Raw genomic sequence first — 19,219 nt, 5'->3', positions numbered from 1 at the left:
GAGGCGAGGTAAAGAACGATTTCATTCAAGGTGTGATGCCGTGAAACAGAACAACCTGAAATCCTGGTACAAGAGCGGCGCCCCGGGCGTGTGGATGAGCGGTGGCGCGGTGGCCATCGCCATCATCATGACCCTCGGTCTGCTGGCGGTGATCGCCACCCGTGGCCTCGGCCACTTCTGGCCGGCGGACGTTCTCGAGGCCGACTACCAGGTGCCCGGTCAGGAAGTACGCGTGTTGCTGGGTGAGGTGGTGCAGATCGAGGAAGTGCCGCGCGCGCGCCTCGCCGCAGCCGGCCTGCCGGTTGCCGCTGAAGGTGGCGAATTCATGACCCGCGAACTGCTCAAGGTCGGTAACCGCGAGCTGTTCGGCGCCGACTTCACCTGGGTGATCGGCGAGTGGCTGAGCAACCCGCGCAAGCCGGCCGACATCACTGTGCTGGAGCGTCGCGAATGGGGCAACTTCTACGGCAAGCTGATCAACGTCAAGGAAAGCGGGCAGATCATCGCCGAGGGCGAAGCCGCCTGGCCGGCCCTGCAGGAGCGTCTGGATCGCGTCGACGACCTGCATGCGCAACTGGTGCGTCTGGAGAAACGTGATATCGGCCGTATCAACCACGGCCTCGAGCGCATCCGTCTGGAAGGTCGCAAACTGCAGCTGCAGGGCAAGCTGGATGCTGCCGAGCAGGCCGACATGGATGCCCGCCGCGATGCGCTGCACGCCGAGTACAAGGTGCTCGAGGCGCGCATGGTGGAACTGACCCGGCAGATCAACCGCGACAGCGTGACCCTGGGTGCCAGCGATGGCAGGCAGAGCGAGATCGCCCTGGGCAAGATCGTCCGCGCCTTCCGACCCAATGCCATGGGCACGGTCGACAAGCTCGGCTTCTATGCCATGAAACTCTGGGAATTCGTCAGCGACGAGCCGCGCGAGGCCAACACCGAAGGCGGCATCTTCCCGGCGATCTTCGGCACCGTGCTGATGGTCATGCTGATGGCGGTGATCGTCACCCCGTTCGGCGTGATAGCCGCGGTGTATCTGCGCGAGTACGCGCATCAGGGCACGCTGACGCGGATCATCCGCATCGCGGTGAACAACCTGGCTGGCGTGCCTTCGATCGTCTACGGCGTGTTCGGCCTGGGCTTTTTCGTCTACGTGCTGGGTGGCTCGATCGACCGGCTGTTCTTCCCCGAGGCCGCACCGGCGCCGACATTCGGCACGCCAGGGTTGATGTGGGCTTCGCTGACCCTGGCGCTCCTTACGCTGCCGGTGGTCATCGTCGCCACCGAAGAGGGCCTGGCGCGTATTCCGCGTACGGTGCGCGAAGGCTCGCTGGCGCTTGGCGCGACCAAGGCCGAGACGCTGTGGCACGTGGTGATCCCGATGGCCAGCCCGGCGATGATGACCGGTTTGATCCTGGCCGTGGCACGTGCCGCCGGCGAGGTGGCACCGCTGATGCTGGTGGGTGTGGTGAAGCTGGCGCCGACTCTGCCGCTCAACGGCAATTACCCCTACCTGCACCTGGATCAGAAGATCATGCACCTGGGTTTCCACATCTACGACGTCGGCTTCCAGAGCCCCAACGTCGAGGCCGCGCGGCCGCTGGTTTACGCCACGGCGCTGCTGCTGGTGATCGTCATCGCCCTGCTCAACCTGAGCGCGGTCTATATCCGTAACCACCTGCGCGAGAAGTACAAGGCGCTGGATCACTAACGCAGCTACGAGTCGCGCACCACTGGTGCGCAGCTTGCAGCTTGTAGCTACGAACGGAGTGAGTTCTATGCAACACGAAGCCCATACCCGCGGTATCGATCTGTCCGCACTCGGCCGCGGCAGGCAGAGCCTGAACCTGGCCGGCGAGACCACGGCCATCGAAGTGCCGGGTCTGAACCTGTACTACGGCCAGAAGCAGGCGCTGTTCGACGTCAGGATGGATATTCCCAAGCAGCGCGTGACGGCCTTCATCGGCCCGTCCGGCTGCGGCAAGTCGACCCTGCTGCGCACCTTCAACCGGATGAACGATCTGGTCGACGGTTGCCGCGTGGAAGGCGAGGTCAACATCGACGGGCGCAACATCTACCGCAAGGGCGAGGATGTGGCCGAGCTGCGCCGTCGCGTCGGCATGGTGTTCCAGAAGCCCAATCCCTTCCCCAAGAGCATCTACGAAAACGTGGTATATGGCCTGCGCATCCAGGGCATCAAGAGCAAGCGCGTGCTCGACGAGGCGGTGGAGTGGGCGCTGCAGAGCGCGGCGCTGTGGGACGAGGTCAAGGACCGTTTGCACGAGTCGGCCTTGGGCCTGTCCGGCGGCCAGCAGCAGCGCCTGGTGATCGCCCGTACCGTGGCCGTGCAGCCGGAAGTGCTGCTGCTCGACGAACCCTGCTCGGCGCTGGACCCGATCTCCACGTTGAAGGTCGAGGAACTGATCTACGAACTCAAGAGCAAGTACACCATCGTCATCGTCACCCACAACATGCAGCAGGCGGCGCGCGTTTCCGACTACACCGCGTTCATGTACATGGGCAAGCTGATCGAGTTCGGCGACACCGATACGCTGTTCACCAACCCGGCCAGGAAGCAGACTGAAGACTACATCACCGGTCGTTACGGCTGATGGCCATGTCAGAGTGCGCCGGACTGCGTCGGCGGAACTTGCCGTACTACCTGTACTGTCTGCGTTCCGCCTCCTTGCCCAGCACCCTCTGCCAAAGCCCATCCCTTAACCAGTAGGGTGCGCTTTACGCACCAATGGCCATCAAAGCCGGCAGCCTTCGCGGAGCGAGACATGAACAAAGACAACCTTACCCAGCACATCTCCCAGCAGTTCAACGCCGAGCTGGAGGAAGTGCGCAGCCACCTGCTGGCCATGGGCGGGCTGGTGGAAAAGCAGGTCAACGACGCCGTCACTGCGCTGATCGAGGCCGACTCCGGCCTGGCCCGGCAGGTGCGCGAGATCGATGATCAGATCAATCAGATGGAGCGCAACATCGACGAGGAGTGCGTGCGCATCCTCGCCCGTCGCCAGCCGGCGGCTTCCGACCTGCGCCTGATCATCAGCATTTCCAAGTCGGTGATCGACCTGGAGCGCATCGGCGACGAGTCGAGCAAGATCGCCAAGCGCGCCATCCTGCTCAGCGAGGAAGGCGAGTCACCCAGGGGCTATGTGGAAATCCGCCATATCGGCGACCAGGTGCGCAAGATGGTGCAGGATGCTCTCGATGCCTTCGCCCGTTTCGATGCCGAACTGGCCCTGGCCGTGGCGCAGCACGACAAGACCGTCGACCGCGAATACAAGACCGCGCTGCGCGAGCTGGTTACCTACATGATGGAAGATCCGCGTTCGATCTCCCGCGTGCTCAACGTGATATGGGTGCTGCGCTCGCTGGAGCGCATCGGCGATCATGCACGCAACATCGCCGAACTGGTGATCTACCTGGTGCGCGGCACCGATGTACGCCATATCGGCCTGACCCGCATGCGCGAAGAGGTCGAGGGCCGCTCCAGGGACTGACGCCTGCTGCATGCCGACGGTCCGAGGTTGCCCGGGCCGTTTCCTTTGCGCGATTTGTTGTGCGTCCGGCGTTTTCCGGTGGCCTTAGGCCACTGGCCATGACTATGCTTATCGGCATTCGTACAGGAGTGGCCGATGAGCAAAGTCAGTGTGCTGGTGGTGGATGACGCGACCTTTATCCGTGATCTGGTCAAGAAAGGGCTGCGCGATCATTTTCCCGGCGTGCAGATCGAGGAAGCGATAAATGGCCGCAAGGCCCAGCAGATGTTGAGCCGGCAGGTGGTCGACCTGATTCTCTGCGACTGGGAAATGCCGGAAATGTCCGGCCTCGAACTGCTGACCTGGTGCCGCGAGCAGGACAACCTGAAAACCACGCCCTTCATCATGGTCACCAGCCGTGGCGACAAGGAGAACGTCGTACAGGCGATTCAGGCCGGTGTTTCCGACTACATCGGCAAACCCTTCTCCACCGAACAGCTGGTGACCAAGGTTAAGAAGGCGCTGAGCCGTGCCGGCAAGCTGCAGGCGCTGGCCGCCAGCGCGCCACCGAAGATGCTCAGTACCGGTGCTTACGCCAACGATTCGCTGGCTGCCCTCACCGGTGGCAAGGCCGAGGTGGTCAAGCCCAGCGCCCCAACTCCGGCAACAGCAGCAGCTGCTACTGCTGTTGCGCCGCGTGCCGCACCCGCTGCCGCGGGCAAGGCTCCGGCCGGTCGTGGTCAGGGCCAGTTGCGTCTGGCCGCCGGCACCATGGCCTGCGTGATCAAGGCACTGAGCCTCAAGGAAGCGCTGCTGGTGGTCAAACGCGCCGAGCCACTGCCGCAGGTGCTGGAGAGTGCAGTGCTGGATCTGGAGCAGGGCGAGGCAGCGGAAACCGCGCGTCTGAACGGCTATCTGCACGCGGTGGCAGCCTTCGAGCCGAAGGCCGATAGCGAGTGGTTGCAGCTGACCTTCCGCTTCGTCGACCGCGACCCGCAGAAGCTCGACTACCTGTCACGGCTGATCGCCCGCGGCACCGCGCAGAAGCATTTCAGCCCTGGCGCCTGACAAGGGCGCCGAGCCTGCGAATGCCCGGAAATCTGGCCTGCGCCGACCAGCGGCGGTGAGCCGGTTCACAGCCTGACGGCCGGTACCTCGCATGTGCCGGGCCGCGCTGCTAGTCTTCATGATCCGGATATCAAAAAGCCATAAGATCCGAGTCGTTATGCTAGGGCGTCTGATCATTCTCTGCAGTCTGCTGGCCATCTGCGGCCAGGCCGCTGCGCTTACCATCTACAAGTCCGTCGACAAGAACGGCGTGGTGACCTATAGCGACCAGGCTTCGCCTGGCGCGCAGGTGTTCGTGTTCAACGATCGCATGGTCGAGCGTCTGGACAACCAGGTAAAGCTGGAAACCAAGAAGCACGAAGCCGGTGAAACCCTGGTGATTCGCAACGACCTCTATGCTCCGGTGGAAATCGAACTGAAGCTCGAGCAGGTGCAGAACGCCATCGGTGCGCCAGACAAACCGATTCGCTGGGTACTGCCGCCGCGCAGCAACATCCGTCTGGCAACACTCACCCCGCAGGATGCCTCGAAACCGCTGCGCTACAAGCCGAAGTTGCGTTACGCCCTCGGCGATCCGCGCCTGCAGCCGAGCATCCATCGTTACCCGCTGCCCTGGCGTGGCGGACCCTTCCGCCAGACTCAGGGCGCCAATGGCACCTACAGCCACTTCACCCCGAAGGGGCGTTATGCGGTGGATATCGCCATGCCCGAGGGCACACCTATCGTCGCCGCCCGCGGCGGTGTGGTGATCAAGACCGAGAACCAGCAGAGCGGCCGCGGCAACAATCCTGCCGGCAACTTCGTGCGCGTCCTGCATGACGACGGCACCATGGGCGTCTACCTGCACCTGATGAAGGGCTCGGTGGTGGTGCGCGAAGGTCAGCGGGTAGACACCGGCACGCTGCTGGCGCGTTCCGGCAACACCGGCAACAGCACCGGGCCGCACCTGCACTTCGTGGTGCAGCGCAACGTCGGTCTTGCCGTCGAATCCATCCCCTTCAACTTTCGCCAGCCGGTCAACAGCCTGCCCAATTTCGCGGTTGGCGGCGAATAGCCCGCCAGCCTGCCCGGGCTGCTATCGGCCTGGCGAATGCCCTTCCTGATTCGCTACCTGCGATTTAGCGCAGCGCGATCTTCCCGCCTCTCCGCCTTAAGCCGGACCGTCCTGATGTCGCCTGTGTAATGGGCACGTCCGCCGCCTGCGCGACGCAGGCGGAAGTCGGCCTTCCGCCTGTCGTCCGCCGCTGCGCGAGCGGAAAGGATCTTTCACCTGGCGGAGCGCCGAAACCCGCATGAATCAAGGGTTTCCGCTGTTGGCACCGCTATTGCTATCTCTCAGGAAAACGGGTGTCCGACTATGGCTATCGATTCAGATTACGTTCAAAGCATGGCGACCCAGCTGGCCCAATATGAAATACAGGGCCAGTTGGCCAAGGCCAACCGCAACGAGGCGACATACAAGGCGCAGCTTTCCGCCGTGACCTCCCTGGATACCGCGCTGAAGGGCTTCAAGTCGGCGGCCAGCGGTCTCAAGCTGGGCGGCAACAGCATGCTGGTCAACAGTGCCAGCTTCAGTCAGGAAGGCTATGCCAGCGCCACAGTGAGCACCAAGGCGGTGGCGGGCAGTTACGATTTCTTCGTCCAGCAGTTGGCGAGCAAGAGTCAGGTTGCCCTGCAGGGCCTGCAGGACGGCGACCTGGGCAGCGGCAGCCTGACCATCGGACAGGCCGGTGGCTCCTTCACCATCGAACTTGACTCCGTCACGACGCTGGACGAGCTGGCAGCAGCCATCAACAACGCCAGCGACAACGAGGGCGTCAAGGCGACACTGGTGCGCAGCAATGGTCAGGTCAACCTGGTACTGACCAGCGAGAAGACCGGTGCCGACCAGGCCATCAGCCTGAGCGCCAGCGACAATACCGCGTTCGAGGATGCCGTGGCCGCACGTCAGGAACTCTCGGTCGCCAAGGATGCCATCGTGCGTCTGGGTGGTGAGAGCGGCATCGAGCTGACCAGCAGCAGCAACACCTTCGACAACGTCGTCGATGGCGTCAGCCTGACATTCAACAAGGCGCACAAGAGCGGTGATACGCCGCTGACCATGGAAATCGGTCAGGACCAGAAGGCTACCAAGGAAAAGGCTCAGGCCTTCGTCAGCGCCTTCAACACGCTGATGAACAGTTTCGATTCGCTCACCGCCAGCGGTGGCGAGAGCGGTGGTCGCGGGCCCCTGGCCGGCGATGCCAGCGTGCGTGCCATCGAGAGCATGCTCAATCAGGTGGTGCGCACCTCCTTCGGCGGGGTCAGCCTCACCGAGTTCGGCATCGTTGCCGACCGCAACGGCAAGCTGACCATCGACAATGCCCGCTTCGAGAAGGCCGTGGCAGCCAACCCCGAAGGCTTCGAAAAGCTGTTCACCGACAAGGGCAACCTGCTCGACACCCTGGACAAGAATCTCGCGGTCTATACCAGCAGCGCCGGTGGCCTGCTGACCAACCGCAAGGACACCCTCAACAGCCAGCTGCGCCGCGTCGACCAGCAGTTCGACAGCATCCAGAAGCAGTACGACTCCTACTACGCCCGCTATCTCCGTCAGTACACCGGTCTCATGCAGACCATGGCGGCGATGGAACAGACCTACGGAATGTTCTGATGAGTGCCTACAACCTCAACGAAAGTTACGACAGCTATCGCACCGTGGATCTCGAGGCGCGCGCCGCTGCGGCCTCGCCCTACGAGCTGGTGCTGGTGCTGTTCGACGGCCTGCTCGACGAGCTGGCGCGCGCCCGCGGCCATATCGAGGCCAAGCGTTACCAGCAGAAGGGCCAGTCACTGGAAAAGTGCCTGAACATCCTCAACGGCCTCAATGGCGCGCTCGACTACGAGAACGGCGGTGAGGTGGTGCAGGGCCTGGCGCGGCTCTACGACTACTGCATCTATCGCCTCTCCGATGTCAGCGTCAGCCTGTCGCTGGAAGGTCTGGACGAAGTGGTCGGCCTGCTCGGTGTGCTGCGCGAAGGCTGGGAAGGCGTGAATGCAGCGCGCAAGTGAACTGCGCGCGCTGCAGCAGTTGCACGCCCAGTTGGCGGAGGCACTGCAGCAGGGGGACTGGACGCGGATCGGTGAGATCGACTCGGTGATTCGCTCCTGCCTGCAACTGCTGGCCGGGCTGCCGAGCCTGAGTGACGAGGTACGCGAGGCCAAGGAGCAGTTGCGCCAGTTGCATGGGCAGGCACGTATTGCCTGCGCCGAGGAATGCGAACGGGTGCGTCGCTTGCTGCTGACGCATCTTGAGTACGCCGAAGGGCGTAGCGCATACATGCGCGTCGATCTGTATCAAGCCGGGAGATGAAGGTGCTGCAACTGATCAATGGCAATGCTCGCACCAGCCAGAGTGGCTCCGTCGAGCAAACGCTACCGTCGGGTTTCGCCCAGGCTGGCAACGCCGAGGACGCATCGCAGCCATTCGAGTTGCAGATGGCCGTGCAGGGTTTTGCGGCTGCCGAGCAGGCCGTGCAACCCCAGGTCATCGCCCCCGAAACCCTGCATGTCAGCGAAGCGGATGCCGAACAGTGGCTGGCCAGCGTGCTGGGTCAACAGGCCGTACGCATCGAGGCGCGCGAAACGCCGGAGCAGGGGCGTGATGATGAGATCGAATTGCCCGATCAGGCCGCTTTGGTACCTGTCGAGGCTGGTTACCAGACACCGCTGCAACCGCGTGATCCGCAACTGTCTGCGGATACGTTGCGCGTAGCCGGTGCTGCGCTGTCGGGCCAGCCGCAGCCGGTAGTGGCAGACCCGAGCGCTGTACTGCGGCCGCTGCTGGCCACCGAGGCTGCGCTGACGTCTGCCTCGTCAGTGGTGATGGATGAAGCTGTCGAGGCCGCAACGCTTGAGCGCCTGCCTGTCAGCAATGCGGACGGCGACAAGGCGACGCCGGGTAGTGTTGCATCCAGCCCCACTGCGACTGCCGCGCCGACGGAGCCACGTACGCTCAAGCTGCACGCGCCGCAGGCACAGTGGGGCGAGCAGATGCTGGCCAGCCTGCGTGAGCACGTCGACCTGCAGATCAATCAGCGTATCCAGAACGCCACCATCCGCCTCGACCCGCCGGAGCTGGGCAGCCTGGAAATCTTCCTCAGCCACGAATCCGGTCGTCTCAGCGTGCAGCTGTCCGCGGCCAACGCCGACGTAGCACGCCTGCTGCAGCAGACCAGCGAGCGTCTGCGCCAGGAACTGGTGGGGCAGAACTTCGTGCAGGTCAACGTGCAGGTTTCCGCCGATGCTCAGGGCGGACGTCAGCAGCAACAGGCGCAGGCTCAGGCCTGGCTGGCCGAAGAAGCCGTGGCGGCCGCTGCGGTGCTTCCGGCCGGCAGCGAGCGCGGCACCACGGAGTCGGCCAGCGATGTGCTGGTCACCGTCTAATTTCCCGTTAGTGAATCGAGAGTAGTCATGACAACGCCGCGCATCCTCCTGCTGCTGGTTATCTTCAACACCCTGGTGGTGATCGGCGGCAGCATCTTCAACTACGCCACGCTCAAGTCCATGCAGACTGGCCAGACCGTGCTCGGCATTTCTGCCGGTGGTGCCGGCAGCGAAGCGGATGAGGCCAAGAGCGAATACCGCTTCTTCCCCATCGAGAAGGTCATCGTCAGCCTGCAGGGCGAGACCCGCGAACATTACTTCGTTCTGGATCTGGTACTGCAGGCCGAACTGGAGACCGATCCGAAGAAGCTCGAACAGATCGACCCGATGGTGCGCAACTCGGTGGTCGCCCACCTGTCCGCGATGACCTTCGAGCAATTGCGCGGCATGCCCATTCCCGAGTTGCAGAGCGCGCTGGAAAGCGCGCTGTTCGATGACTTCGCCAGCAAGAAATTGGCGATGCCATTCGTCAACGTGCTGGTCAGCAAGCTGATCGTTCAGTAAAGAGCAGGCCCCGCCCATGAACGCCACCTGTGCCATCGACTACAGCTACGCCGCCGAACAGGGCGGAGCCGCGCTGTTCGCTCCCGGAGCCGAGCAGAAGTGGCTGTTGCAGTACCTGCCGCTGGTCAAGCGCATCGTCAGTCAGCTGGCGCTGCAAGCCAACCAGGTGTTCGACCGTGAGGACATGGAACAGATCGGTCTGATGGGGCTGCTCGAATGCCTGCGCCGCTATGGCACACCGGACGAGCAGTTCGGTCGTTTTGCCGCGCTGCGCATCCGCGGGGCGATTCTCGATGAGCTGCGCCGCCAGGACTGGCGGCCGCGTCAGGTGCGTCAGCAGACCCACAAGATTCGCGATGCCATTCGCCAGCTGGCGCGCCAGCTGGGCCGGGTGCCGCAGGAAGAAGAAATCCTCCGCGCCGCGGGTATCAGCGCCAAGGAGTATCAGGAGTTCCTCCAGGCTGACGCCTGCGAGGCCATCGAGAGCCTCGACGAGCTCCTGCAGAACGGTCACGAGGGCTTTGCCTGCGGCAGCAGCGCGGTCGAGGAACGGGTACTCAAGGAGCGCCTGCTGACTCAGGCACTGAGCCAGCTCAGCGAGCGTGAACGGCTGGTGCTGACCCTTTACTACCAACATGAGCTGAGCCTCAAGGAAATCGCCCTGGTGCTGGAGCTGAGCGACGCGCGCGTCTGCCAGTTGAGCAAGCAGGCGATCGCCAAGGCCAGCCGCTACCTGAACGAGAGAGGCTAGGGTGCAGAAGATATTAGGTGCATTGATCATCGTCGGCTGTGTGCTGGGGGGCTATGTCATGGCCCACGGCGAGCTGGCCATGCTCTGGCAGCCGGCCGAGGTGGTGATCATCGTCGGCGCCGGCCTCGGTGCTCTGGTGGTCGGCAACCCCAAGGAAGTGCTGGTGGAAATGTGCCATCAGATCAAGGGCGTGTTCGTTTACACGCGGCGTGGCGAGGAGTTCCAGCGCCAGTTGCTGATGTTGCTCTACGAGCTGCTGGAAATGGTCGAGGTCGGCGGTCTCAAGGTGCTCGATGCGCATATCGAGGAGCCGGAGCAGAGCGACCTGTTCGCCAAGTACCCGCTGATCCGTCAGGAGAAGAACCTGATGGCCTTCATCGCCGACAACTTTCGCCTGATGGCCATGGGCAAGATCAGTGCGCACGAGCTGGAAGGTTTCCTCGAGCAGGAGCTGGAGGCCATGGAGCACATCCTCCTGCAGCCGGCGCGTTCGCTGCACAAGATCGGTGAGGCGATGCCGGGTTTCGGCATTCTCGCGGCGATCATGGGCATCATCATCACCATGGGCAACATCGGCGGCTCGGTGGCGGAAATCGGCGCCCACGTGGCGGCGGCCCTGGTCGGTACCTTCCTCGGCATCTTCATGTGCTATTGCGTGATGGAGCCGCTGTCCAATGCCATGAGTCAGCGTATCAAGACCGAACTCTCTGCCCTGGAGTGCGTGCGTACCACGCTGGTCGCGCACGTTGCCGGCAAGCCCACCCTGCTGGCGGTCGACGCGGGGCGCAAGCTGATCGAGCAGGACGTAAAACCCGCGTTCAAGCAGCTGGAGACCTGGGTCAACCGCTACGAGGATGAAAGGGACGCGGCATGAGGAAGCGGGGTGGGGAAGCGCACGAGATCATCGTCAAGCGGCGTGGCAAGAAAGGCCACGACGACGAACACGGTGGTGCCTGGAAGGTAGCCTTCGCCGATTTCACCATGGCCATGATGGCGTTGTTCATGGTGCTGTGGATCATCCAGCCACAGAGCCAGGACCAGAGCCGGGCCAATGCGGACATGCTGAACAACCCGCTGGTCGATGGCGGTGCCGGCATCTTCGACGGCACCAGCACCACGCCGCTGGAACTCGACGGCGTGCCGGTGCAGGTCAGCCCGCGCAAGGACCCTGTCAACCAGGCGCGTACACCGCAGGAAGATCCGGGTGCCGAGCTGGGTGACGGTCTGCCGGGCGAGGCGCGGCGGCCGCATTATGCCGAGCCGGCGCAGATGCAGGAGCTGGCCAGGCTGATGGAGCAGCTGGCGCTGCAACTCGATGCTGAAGCCAATATCGAGGTGCAGGTCGTGCCGCAAGGCCTGCGCATCCTGATCAAGGACGACGCTCAGCGTTTCATGTTCAGTCGTGGCAGTGCCCGTCTGGACCCTCATTTCGCCAAGCTGCTGCAGCGCCTGGCGGGCATTCTGGCCAGGGTCGACAACCACCTGATCATCAGCGGTCATACCGATGCCACGCCCTATCGCGGCGTCGTCGGCGGCTACAACAACTGGAACCTGTCGGGTGACCGCGCCCTGCGTGCTCGCAACGTGATGGTCGAGGCGGGTCTGCCGAACGCCGCCGTGCTGCAGGTCACCGCTCAGGCAGACGGCATGCCGCTGTTGCCGGATGATCCGGAGAACGGCGCCAACCGGCGCATCGAGCTGCTGCTGCTGACCAGCCAGGCGGAAGGGTTGTACCGCGAGCTGTTTGGCGAGGGCCAGGTGCGGGCGGAGTTTCGTGCCGAGGGTACCCGGCTCAGTACGCCGGAGTCCTGAGCGCCGTCTACGGATTGCCCGGCGGACAATAGACCTGGCGGGTTTCCAGGGCATAGAGGCAATCGTCGAAACTGGTCAGGCGGATGGTCGAGCCCTTGTGCCGGCCATAGAGCAGGTTGAACACCAGTTCGTCATCCATTTCGCTGCCCAGCTCGGTGACCTGCCCTTCGTCGATACGCAGTCGGTAATTACCGAGAAAGCCGTACTCCACGACCCCAGACGTCTCCAGGATGCTGTCGCCTTGTCGGGTCATGGCATAGAAGCGGCCATTGGTGACCTGCAGGCTATGGCTGGTTTCCAGTACCTGACCGTTGCTCAGTTGCACCTGACCGGTGGACTGGTAGCGACCGTCCAGCTCGGCGCTGGAGATGAAGTTGAGCCATAGGGCGAGCATGCCCGCCAGCATCGCCAGGACCGTGGCTAGCATGATCGGCAGCCAGGTGCCGCTGATGCCACGTTGTTTGTACGGGCTCACGGCAGGCACCTGTTCAGTTGGGCATCCGCGACCCGATCCAGCTGGCTCTTGTGCAGCATCAGCGATCGCGCGCCGCCATCGGGTTGCAGGCAGAGCAACTCATAGAAATCTCCGCTCAGGCGCAGTATCAGGCTGGCCGGTTTGCCGGCCAGCGTGGTCAGTCGGCTGGTCAGCCCGTGAGTCTGCAGGATCAGTTGCTGCAGTCGCTGCGGGCTCTGGTCGACGTAGCGCACGTTGAGCGGGCCCAGATTCATCTCGCTGCTGTGCAGGTCGCCCGGCTGGCTGAGGCTGTACAGCGCGGCGAACAGGCTGACGCCGATGAGCCCCAGCAGGCCCAGCAGAATCAGCCAGGATGAGCGCTGGGAGCCATGACGGCGAAGAAAGGCAGGGGGGGGCGTCTGCGTATCGGTCGTCTCGTTCACCGCGCCAATATCATCGATGCTCGGCGGATAGACCAGATAGTTGGGATTGAGCAGGTAGCCGCGTCGCGGCAGGGTCTGGATGATTTCACGGCTTTTCTCGTCGCCGAGCACCTGACGCAGGGTGTAGATCTGCTGGTTCAGGCTGCCCTGGCCGACGACCCGGTCGGCCCAGGCATGACTCATCAGCTCGTCGCGTGACACCACTTCACCAGGGTCTTGCAGCAGGCGTTCGAGCAGGCGGCTGCCGGAGTAGCCGAGGTCGATCTTTTCCTCGATGCCGCTCTTGACCAGGGTCAGTTGGTACAGCGCAGGATAGAAGTGTGCGTAGCAATCATTGCGCCCGGTCTTGATGATCAGGCAGGCAACAGTATTTCCCGGCTCGGCGAGCGGTGTATCGGAGCTGGAAGTCATGCGTTCCTTAAAGCGAGCGGCATTCCCAATTGGAGATCCGGGCGATGAGTGGCCAGCATTCTGGCGTCAGGAGTATGCAGTGGCAAGTCTTGCGCCAGCATTTGACGCAACGCGCGATGACATTCCAGACCGGGCGTAGCCTGTGCTGGCCGCCAGCGGCAGATCAAACCGACGCTTCAGGAGCAGTCGTGAAATCTCCTGAACGCGCGGCGATTGGAGGGTAGATGCTCTTTTTCGCCAAGGGCGGGCGATGGTCTCAGGACCATGAAGAACGCCCCGCAGAAGCGGGGCGCAGGAGGGATGGCGCAATCCGTTGCGCCGGTATGACGAGGATCAGCCCAGCAGGGACATGACCATGCCCGGCATCTGGCCGGCTTGCTTGAGCATGGAAATGCCCGACTGCATCAGCATGGAGTTCTTGCTCATGTTGGCGGTTTCCTTGGCGAAGTCGGCATCCAGGATGCGACCTTTGGCCATGTCGGTGTTGTCCTTCATGTTGGCCAGGTTGTTGGCGGTGTGGTTCAAACGGTTGATGTTGGCGCCGAACTGGGCGCGCAGCTCACCAATGCTGTCCAGAGCGTCGGCCAGGGTGTCGATCATGCCGTTGGCAGCGCTACCGTCGGTGCCGGCGATCTCGGCACCCGGGGTGGTGGCGTCCGGGGTCTCGTACTGAGCGGAAAGGCCGCCCAGGGCAGTGGCCAGGTCAGTCAGCGGAGTGCTGACGTCCAGAGTCAGCTGTTCGGCGGTGCTGGCGCCGATCTGGAAGTTCATTTCGGCGCTGAACTTGCCGTCGGAACCGTCGGTGGTGGTGCCATCACTGAACAGGTTCTCGCCAGCGTATTTGGTGTTCTTGATGATGTTGCCCAGTTCCTGACCCAGTTGGTCGTATTCGGCCTGCAGGGCATCACGGTCCTTTTCGCTGGCGGTGGCGTTGGCAGCCTGGGTAGCGAGGTCCTTCATGCGCTGGACGATGTCGGTCATCTCGTTCAGAGCGCCTTCGGCGGTCTGCAGCAGGGAGATGGAGTCACCGGTGTTGCGAATGGCTACGTCCATGCCGCGCGATTGGGCGTTCAGGCGGGTAGCGATCTGCAGGCCGGCGGCGTCGTCGGCAGCGGAGTTGATGCGGAAGCCGGTGCCCAGGCGTTGCTGGTTGGTGCCCAGGGCGTTGTTGGTCTTGGACAGGTTGGTCTGAGTGATCAGCGAGGAGTAGTTGGTATGAATCGACAGAGCCATGGTGGTATTCCTTCAGTGAGTGAAGCTGGCTGTGATTGCCTGCTGTAAGTGAAGGGCGACCGGCTTTTGGCGCTGATTAAATGTCGCTGCGGTTTTTTTCGCTCATCTCTCCGCAGCCGCTCTGGCATGCGTACCTGAAATGAAAAACGGCGACCCTGAGGTCGCCGTTCTGCTGAAACTCACGTGATCAGCCGATTTCGATCATCTCGAAATCCGTCTTGCCGACGCCGCAGTCGGGGCACAGCCAGTCTTCCGGTACATCTTCCCAGCGGGTGCCGGGGGCGATGCCGTCATCCGGCCAGCCCTGGCTCTCGTCGTAAATCAGTCCACAGACTACGCATTGCCACTTCTTCATATCGACCTCGGGTGAATCTCACGGTGCCGGCAAGCTACCGCAATTGCGTGAATGCGCCAAGCGGGAGGGCGACGAGCGTCGCCCTCCCGGGACCAACCCGAGACGGGTCAGCGAGCGCCCATCAGCGGATCGCTGATGCCCATCACGTACATGGTGATCAGCGCGATGCCACCAGCCATGATGAGGTAGTACAGCGTCGGCAGGATGGTCTTGCGCAGAGTGATGCCTTCACGTCCGAGCAGGCCGACCGTGGCCGATGCCGCCACCACGTTGTGGATGGCGATCATGTTGCCCGCTGCTGCGCCGACCGATTGCACCGCCACCATCATCGCTCCGGATACGCCGATCAGTTCGGCGGCGTTGAACTGGAACTGCGAGAGCATCAGGTTGGACACGGTGTTGGAGCCGGCGATGAAGGCGCCCAGTGCGCCCACGGCCGGGGCGAAGAACGGGTAAACACTGCCCACGCTGTCCGCTACCAGCTGCGCCATGGCCACGGGCATCGACACCAGATCGGCACCGTTGACCCCCGAGTTGATCAGGATACGCACCATGGGAATGGTGAAGATCAGCACGAACCCTGCGCCGAGCAGGGTCTTGCTCGACTCGCCAACCGCCGCCTTGAGCTCGGAGAAGCGCATGCGATGCAGGAAGAACGTCACCAGCACCACCAGGCAGAGGATGCCGCCGGGCAGGAACAGTGGCTCGATGGTCCCGGAAACGCCGGTCTCGCCGAGGATGTCCTTCCAGCCGAAGGTGAGGCTCATCAGTGCCGCTTTTACTTCGGGGACGGTACGCGAGATGACCAGGAACGCGGCCAGCAGCAGATAGGGAGCCCAGGCCATGGGCACCGAAATCGGTGCCTTGCCGGCCACTTCGTCCAGCTTCATTTCGATCTTGCCCATCCAGTCGGATGGCCAGTCCTTGGCATCGGCGAAGTCCCAGGTTTGCTTCGGCAGCAGGAAACCTGCCTTGGCCGCCGGAACCACGATGGCCAGGCCGACCAGGGCGCCGATCATCGACGGGAATTCCGGACCGAGGAATACGCCGGCTGCCATGTACGGCAGGGAGAAGGCGAAGGCGGTGAAGATGGCGAACGGCGCGACGGCCAGGCCTTCCTTCCAGCTCTGATTCTTGCCGAAGAAGCGGGTCATGATCATGACCATGATCAGCGGCATCAGCAGACCGATCAGACCGTGGGTGATGGCCACCCGCGAATAGATCAGATGGAAGAAGGTGTCCCAGGTATCGCCGGTTGCGGCCAGTTGTGCGGTGATGCCGCTCTTGTCCAGGCCGGCGCCGACACCCACCAGAATCGGCGTGCCGACCGCGCCGAAGGATACCGGTGTCGATTGCACCAGCATGCCCAGCACCACCGCGGCCAGCGCCGGGAAGCCCAGCGCCACCAGCAACGGCGCGGCCACCGCGGCGGGCGTGCCGAAGCCCGATGCCCCCTCGATGAAGCAGCCGAACAGCCACGCGACGATCAGCGCCTGCACACGGCGGTCGGGGCTGATATTGGAGAAGCCGCGGCGGATCGCCGTGATGCCTCCGGAGTGCTTGAGGGTGTTCAGCAGCAGGATCGCACCGAAGATGATCCACAGGATCGACGCCGTGAGAATCAGCCCCTGCAGGCTGGAGGCGATGACCCGGTTGAGGGACATGTCCCAGGCCAGCAGGCCGATCAGTGCGGTGAGGACGAACACCAGCGGCATCGCGTACTTGGCTGGCCAGCGGAAGCCGATCAGTAGCACACCCGCCAGTACCAGCGGCACGAAGGCCAGGATGGACAGCAGCGTTTGACTCATGGGTTGGTTCCTTCTTTTTCTTGTGAACCACAGTTTTCCGGGGATACCCGGCGCCACGCATCTGGAAGGGCCGGGCGCGACGGCACCGACCTTTCCGCGAGCAGCGGCGGCCGGGATCACCCACCGCCGTGCTCATGCTCGAAAGCCCCGACGGTCTGCAACCGTCAGGGCTTGTCACTGCTTCGTGGAGGCTTTACAGCCTTCACGGTTGTGAACTCACTTTGTCAGGGGCTTTAGCCGCGAACCGTTGGTCGCGGCGTAGGCCCCTGTCACGCTCAGGCCTCCTGTTTGAAGCGCAGACGCCAGGCATGCAGCAGCGGCTCGGTATAGCCGGACGGCTGCTCGCGGCCCTTGAATACCAGATCACTGGCGGCGCGGAAGGCATGGGACTGCTCGAAGTTCGGTGCCATCGGGCGGTAGGCCGGATCGCCGGCATTCTGCCCGTCGACCACCTGAGCCATGCGCTGCAGGGTCTCGCGCACCTGAGCCTCGCTGACCACGCCGTGGTGCAGCCAGTTGGCGATGTGCTGGGCCGAGATGCGCAGGGTGGCGCGGTCTTCCATCAGGCCGACGTTGTGGATGTCCGGCACCTTGGAGCAGCCGACGCCCTGCTCGACCCAGCGCACCACATAACCGAGGATGCCCTGGCAGTTGTTGTCCAGTTCCTGCTGGATGTCGCTGGCGCTCCATGGGCGGTCGGCACTGACCGGCACGCTGAGCAGATCGTTCAGCAGGTTGTCGCGCTGGCTGGCCAGGTCGATCTGCTCCAGCTCGCTCTGCACTGCCTGCACATCCACCTGGTGGTAGTGCAGGGCGTGCAGCACGGCCGCGGTCGGCGACGGTACCCAGGCGGTGTTGGCACCGGCTTTCGGGTGGCCGATCTTCTGCTCGAGCATGGCTGCCATCAGGTCCGGCATGGCCCACATGCCCTTGCCGATCTGTGCCTTGCCACGCAGGCCGCAGGCCAGGCCGACCAGCACGTTGTTGCGTTCGTAGGCCTGGATCCAGGCGCTGGATTTCATGTCGCCCTTGCGCAGCATCGCGCCGGCTTCCATGGCGGTGTGCATCTCGTCGCCGGTGCGGTCGAGGAAGCCGGTGTTGATGAAGGCCACGCGCGCGCTGGCCGCCTCGATGCACGCCTTGAGGTTGACGCTGGTGCGCCGCTCCTCGTCCATGATGCCCATCTTCAGGGTATTGGTCGGCATGCCCAGCAGCTGCTCGACGCGACCGAACAGCTCGTTGGCGAAGGCCACTTCGAACGGGCCATGCATCTTCGGCTTGACGATATAGACGCTACCTGTGCGCGAGTTGCCGCGGCGCTGCAGGTCATGCAGGGCGATCAGGCTGGTGACCACGGCGTCGAGGATGCCTTCGGGAATCTCATGGCCTTCACCATCGAGGATCGCCGGGTTGCTCATCAGGTGGCCGACATTGCGCACGAACAGCAGCGAGCGGCCATGCAGGGTCAGTTCGCTGCCATCGGCGGCGGTGTAGGTGCGATCCGGGTTGAGGCGGCGGGTGATGCGCTTGCCGCCTTTTTCCAGCTCCTCGACCAGATCGCCCTTCATCAGGCCCAGCCAGTTGCGGTAGACCACCACCTTGTCGGCGGCGTCGACGGCAGCCACGGAGTCCTCGCAGTCCATGATGGTCGACAGCGCCGCTTCCATCAGCACGTCTTTCACACCCGCGGCGTCGGTGCTGCCGATGGGGCTGCTGGCGTCGATCTGGATCTCGAAGTGCAGGCCGTTGTTCTTCAGCAGCACTGCGCTCGGCGCAGCTGCTTCACCCTGGAAGCCGATGAACTTCTCCGGCTGCGCCAGGGAGGTCTGAGCGCCGCTGCTCAGGGTCACCTGCAGCTGACCGGCGACCACGGCATAGGCGCGGGCATCGGCATGCGAGCCCTGCGCCAGCGGCGCGGCCTGGTCGAGGAAGGCGCGGGCGAAGGCGATCACCTTGGCACCACGGATTTCGTTGTAGCCCGGCCCCTTGCTGGCGCCGCCTTCTTCGCTGATCGCATCGGTGCCGTACAGGGCGTCGTACAGCGAGCCCCAGCGGGCGTTGGCGGCGTTCAGTGCGTAGCGTGCGTTCATTACCGGCACTACCAGCTGTGGGCCGGCCTGGGTGGCGATTTCGCTGTCGACGTTGGCGGTGCTGGCCTTGACCTGCTCCGGCTGTGGCAGCAGGTAACCGATGGAGCCGAGGAAGGCGCGGTAGGCGGCCATGTCGGTGATCGGGCCGGGGTTGGCGCGATGCCAGTTATCCAGCTCTGTCTGCAGACGGTCACGCTCGGCCAGCAGCGCGCGGTTGCGCGGGGCCAGGTCGTGCACCAGAGCGTCGAAACCGCTCCAGAAGGCCGCAGCCTCGACACCGCTACCGGGCAGCACTTCGCTTTCGATGAATTGCTTGAGCTCGGCGGCTACCTGCAGGCGCTGACATTGCACGCGTTCGGTCATCTTTCTGTTCTCCT

General features: G+C 63.5%; 19 protein-coding genes. 13 read left to right on the top strand and 6 right to left on the bottom strand.

The features are described from left to right. Positions 1-94 precede the first annotated feature (94 nt). From pstA to OEG79_RS20255, 13 genes are all read left to right on the top strand, one after another. A complete protein-coding gene (gene pstA, locus OEG79_RS20315; RefSeq protein WP_413247557.1) occupies positions 95-1,711 on the top strand; it encodes a phosphate ABC transporter permease PstA in 1,617 nt (538 codons plus the stop codon). A 67-nt stretch (positions 1,712-1,778) separates the two neighbouring features. After that, positions 1,779-2,612, top strand: coding sequence for a phosphate ABC transporter ATP-binding protein PstB (gene pstB / locus OEG79_RS20310; RefSeq protein ID WP_264146737.1), 834 nt, complete (start codon positions 1,779-1,781; stop codon positions 2,610-2,612). 171 nt (positions 2,613-2,783) lie between these two features. Next, a complete protein-coding gene (gene phoU, locus OEG79_RS20305; RefSeq protein WP_264146736.1) occupies positions 2,784-3,509 on the top strand; it encodes a phosphate signaling complex protein PhoU in 726 nt (241 codons plus the stop codon). Positions 3,510-3,644: 135 nt separating this feature from the next. Then, positions 3,645-4,556 (top strand): response regulator, encoded by a 912-nt coding sequence (locus tag OEG79_RS20300; protein WP_264146735.1) that lies wholly within the window; start codon positions 3,645-3,647, stop codon positions 4,554-4,556. A gap of 157 nt (positions 4,557-4,713) precedes the next feature. Continuing rightward, positions 4,714-5,610, top strand: a complete 897-nt coding sequence (locus OEG79_RS20295) for a peptidoglycan DD-metalloendopeptidase family protein (RefSeq protein WP_264146734.1) — start codon at positions 4,714-4,716, stop codon at positions 5,608-5,610. Between the two features lie 303 nt (positions 5,611-5,913). Then, a complete protein-coding gene (gene fliD, locus OEG79_RS20290; protein ID WP_264146733.1) occupies positions 5,914-7,209 on the top strand; it encodes a flagellar filament capping protein FliD in 1,296 nt (431 codons plus the stop codon). Beyond that, positions 7,209-7,607: a flagellar export chaperone FliS gene (fliS, locus tag OEG79_RS20285; protein WP_264146732.1), complete on the top strand. Its 399-nt coding sequence runs from the start codon at positions 7,209-7,211 to the stop codon at positions 7,605-7,607. Before fliD ends, fliS begins: the two co-directional genes overlap by 1 nt. Continuing rightward, entirely contained in the window at positions 7,591-7,908 is a 318-nt protein-coding gene (locus tag OEG79_RS20280) for a hypothetical protein (RefSeq protein ID WP_264146731.1), read from the top strand. The genes fliS and OEG79_RS20280 overlap by 17 nt, the downstream gene beginning before the upstream one ends. Before the next feature lie 2 nt (positions 7,909-7,910). Next, positions 7,911-8,981, top strand: coding sequence for a flagellar hook-length control protein FliK (locus OEG79_RS20275; protein WP_264146730.1), 1,071 nt, complete (start codon positions 7,911-7,913; stop codon positions 8,979-8,981). A 27-nt stretch (positions 8,982-9,008) separates the two neighbouring features. Beyond that, a complete protein-coding gene (locus OEG79_RS20270) occupies positions 9,009-9,485 on the top strand; it encodes a flagellar basal body-associated FliL family protein (protein WP_264146729.1) in 477 nt (158 codons plus the stop codon). A 16-nt stretch (positions 9,486-9,501) separates the two neighbouring features. Further along, the gene (locus OEG79_RS20265; protein ID WP_264146728.1) at positions 9,502-10,236 is read left to right on the top strand and encodes a FliA/WhiG family RNA polymerase sigma factor; all 735 of its coding nucleotides are present in this window, start codon (positions 9,502-9,504) and stop codon (positions 10,234-10,236) included. Between the two features lies 1 nt (position 10,237). Beyond that, complete coding sequence (gene motA, locus OEG79_RS20260) at positions 10,238-11,110, top strand: flagellar motor stator protein MotA (protein WP_264146727.1); 873 nt, start codon at positions 10,238-10,240, stop codon at positions 11,108-11,110. Further along, positions 11,107-12,048: a flagellar motor protein MotB gene (locus OEG79_RS20255; RefSeq protein ID WP_264146726.1), complete on the top strand. Its 942-nt coding sequence runs from the start codon at positions 11,107-11,109 to the stop codon at positions 12,046-12,048. The genes motA and OEG79_RS20255 overlap by 4 nt, the downstream gene beginning before the upstream one ends. Positions 12,049-12,055: 7 nt before the next feature. Here OEG79_RS20255 and OEG79_RS20250 read toward each other — a convergent pair whose 3' ends face one another. The 6 genes from OEG79_RS20250 to OEG79_RS20225 form a co-directional block, all read right to left on the bottom strand. Beyond that, positions 12,056-12,523: a hypothetical protein gene (locus OEG79_RS20250; protein ID WP_264146725.1), complete on the bottom strand. Its 468-nt coding sequence runs from the start codon at positions 12,521-12,523 to the stop codon at positions 12,056-12,058. Continuing rightward, positions 12,520-13,356, bottom strand: coding sequence for a winged helix-turn-helix domain-containing protein (locus OEG79_RS20245; RefSeq protein WP_264146724.1), 837 nt, complete (start codon positions 13,354-13,356; stop codon positions 12,520-12,522). Before OEG79_RS20245 ends, OEG79_RS20250 begins: the two co-directional genes overlap by 4 nt. A gap of 333 nt (positions 13,357-13,689) precedes the next feature. After that, the gene (lafA, locus tag OEG79_RS20240; protein WP_264146723.1) at positions 13,690-14,589 is read right to left on the bottom strand and encodes a lateral flagellin LafA; all 900 of its coding nucleotides are present in this window, start codon (positions 14,587-14,589) and stop codon (positions 13,690-13,692) included. A gap of 187 nt (positions 14,590-14,776) precedes the next feature. Continuing rightward, a complete protein-coding gene (locus OEG79_RS20235; RefSeq protein ID WP_264146722.1) occupies positions 14,777-14,944 on the bottom strand; it encodes a rubredoxin in 168 nt (55 codons plus the stop codon). A 107-nt stretch (positions 14,945-15,051) separates the two neighbouring features. Further along, the gene (locus tag OEG79_RS20230; RefSeq protein WP_264146721.1) at positions 15,052-16,752 is read right to left on the bottom strand and encodes an L-lactate permease; all 1,701 of its coding nucleotides are present in this window, start codon (positions 16,750-16,752) and stop codon (positions 15,052-15,054) included. Positions 16,753-17,027: 275 nt separating this feature from the next. Beyond that, positions 17,028-19,205, bottom strand: coding sequence for a malate synthase G (locus OEG79_RS20225; RefSeq protein ID WP_264146720.1), 2,178 nt, complete (start codon positions 19,203-19,205; stop codon positions 17,028-17,030). Positions 19,206-19,219 lie beyond the last annotated feature (14 nt).

This window comes from Pseudomonas sp. Z8(2022), from assembly GCF_025837155.1.
Lineage (GTDB): Bacteria > Pseudomonadota > Gammaproteobacteria > Pseudomonadales > Pseudomonadaceae > Aquipseudomonas.
Note: the sequence above shows the minus strand (reverse complement) of the source record. Positions and strands in the feature narration are given on the sequence as shown.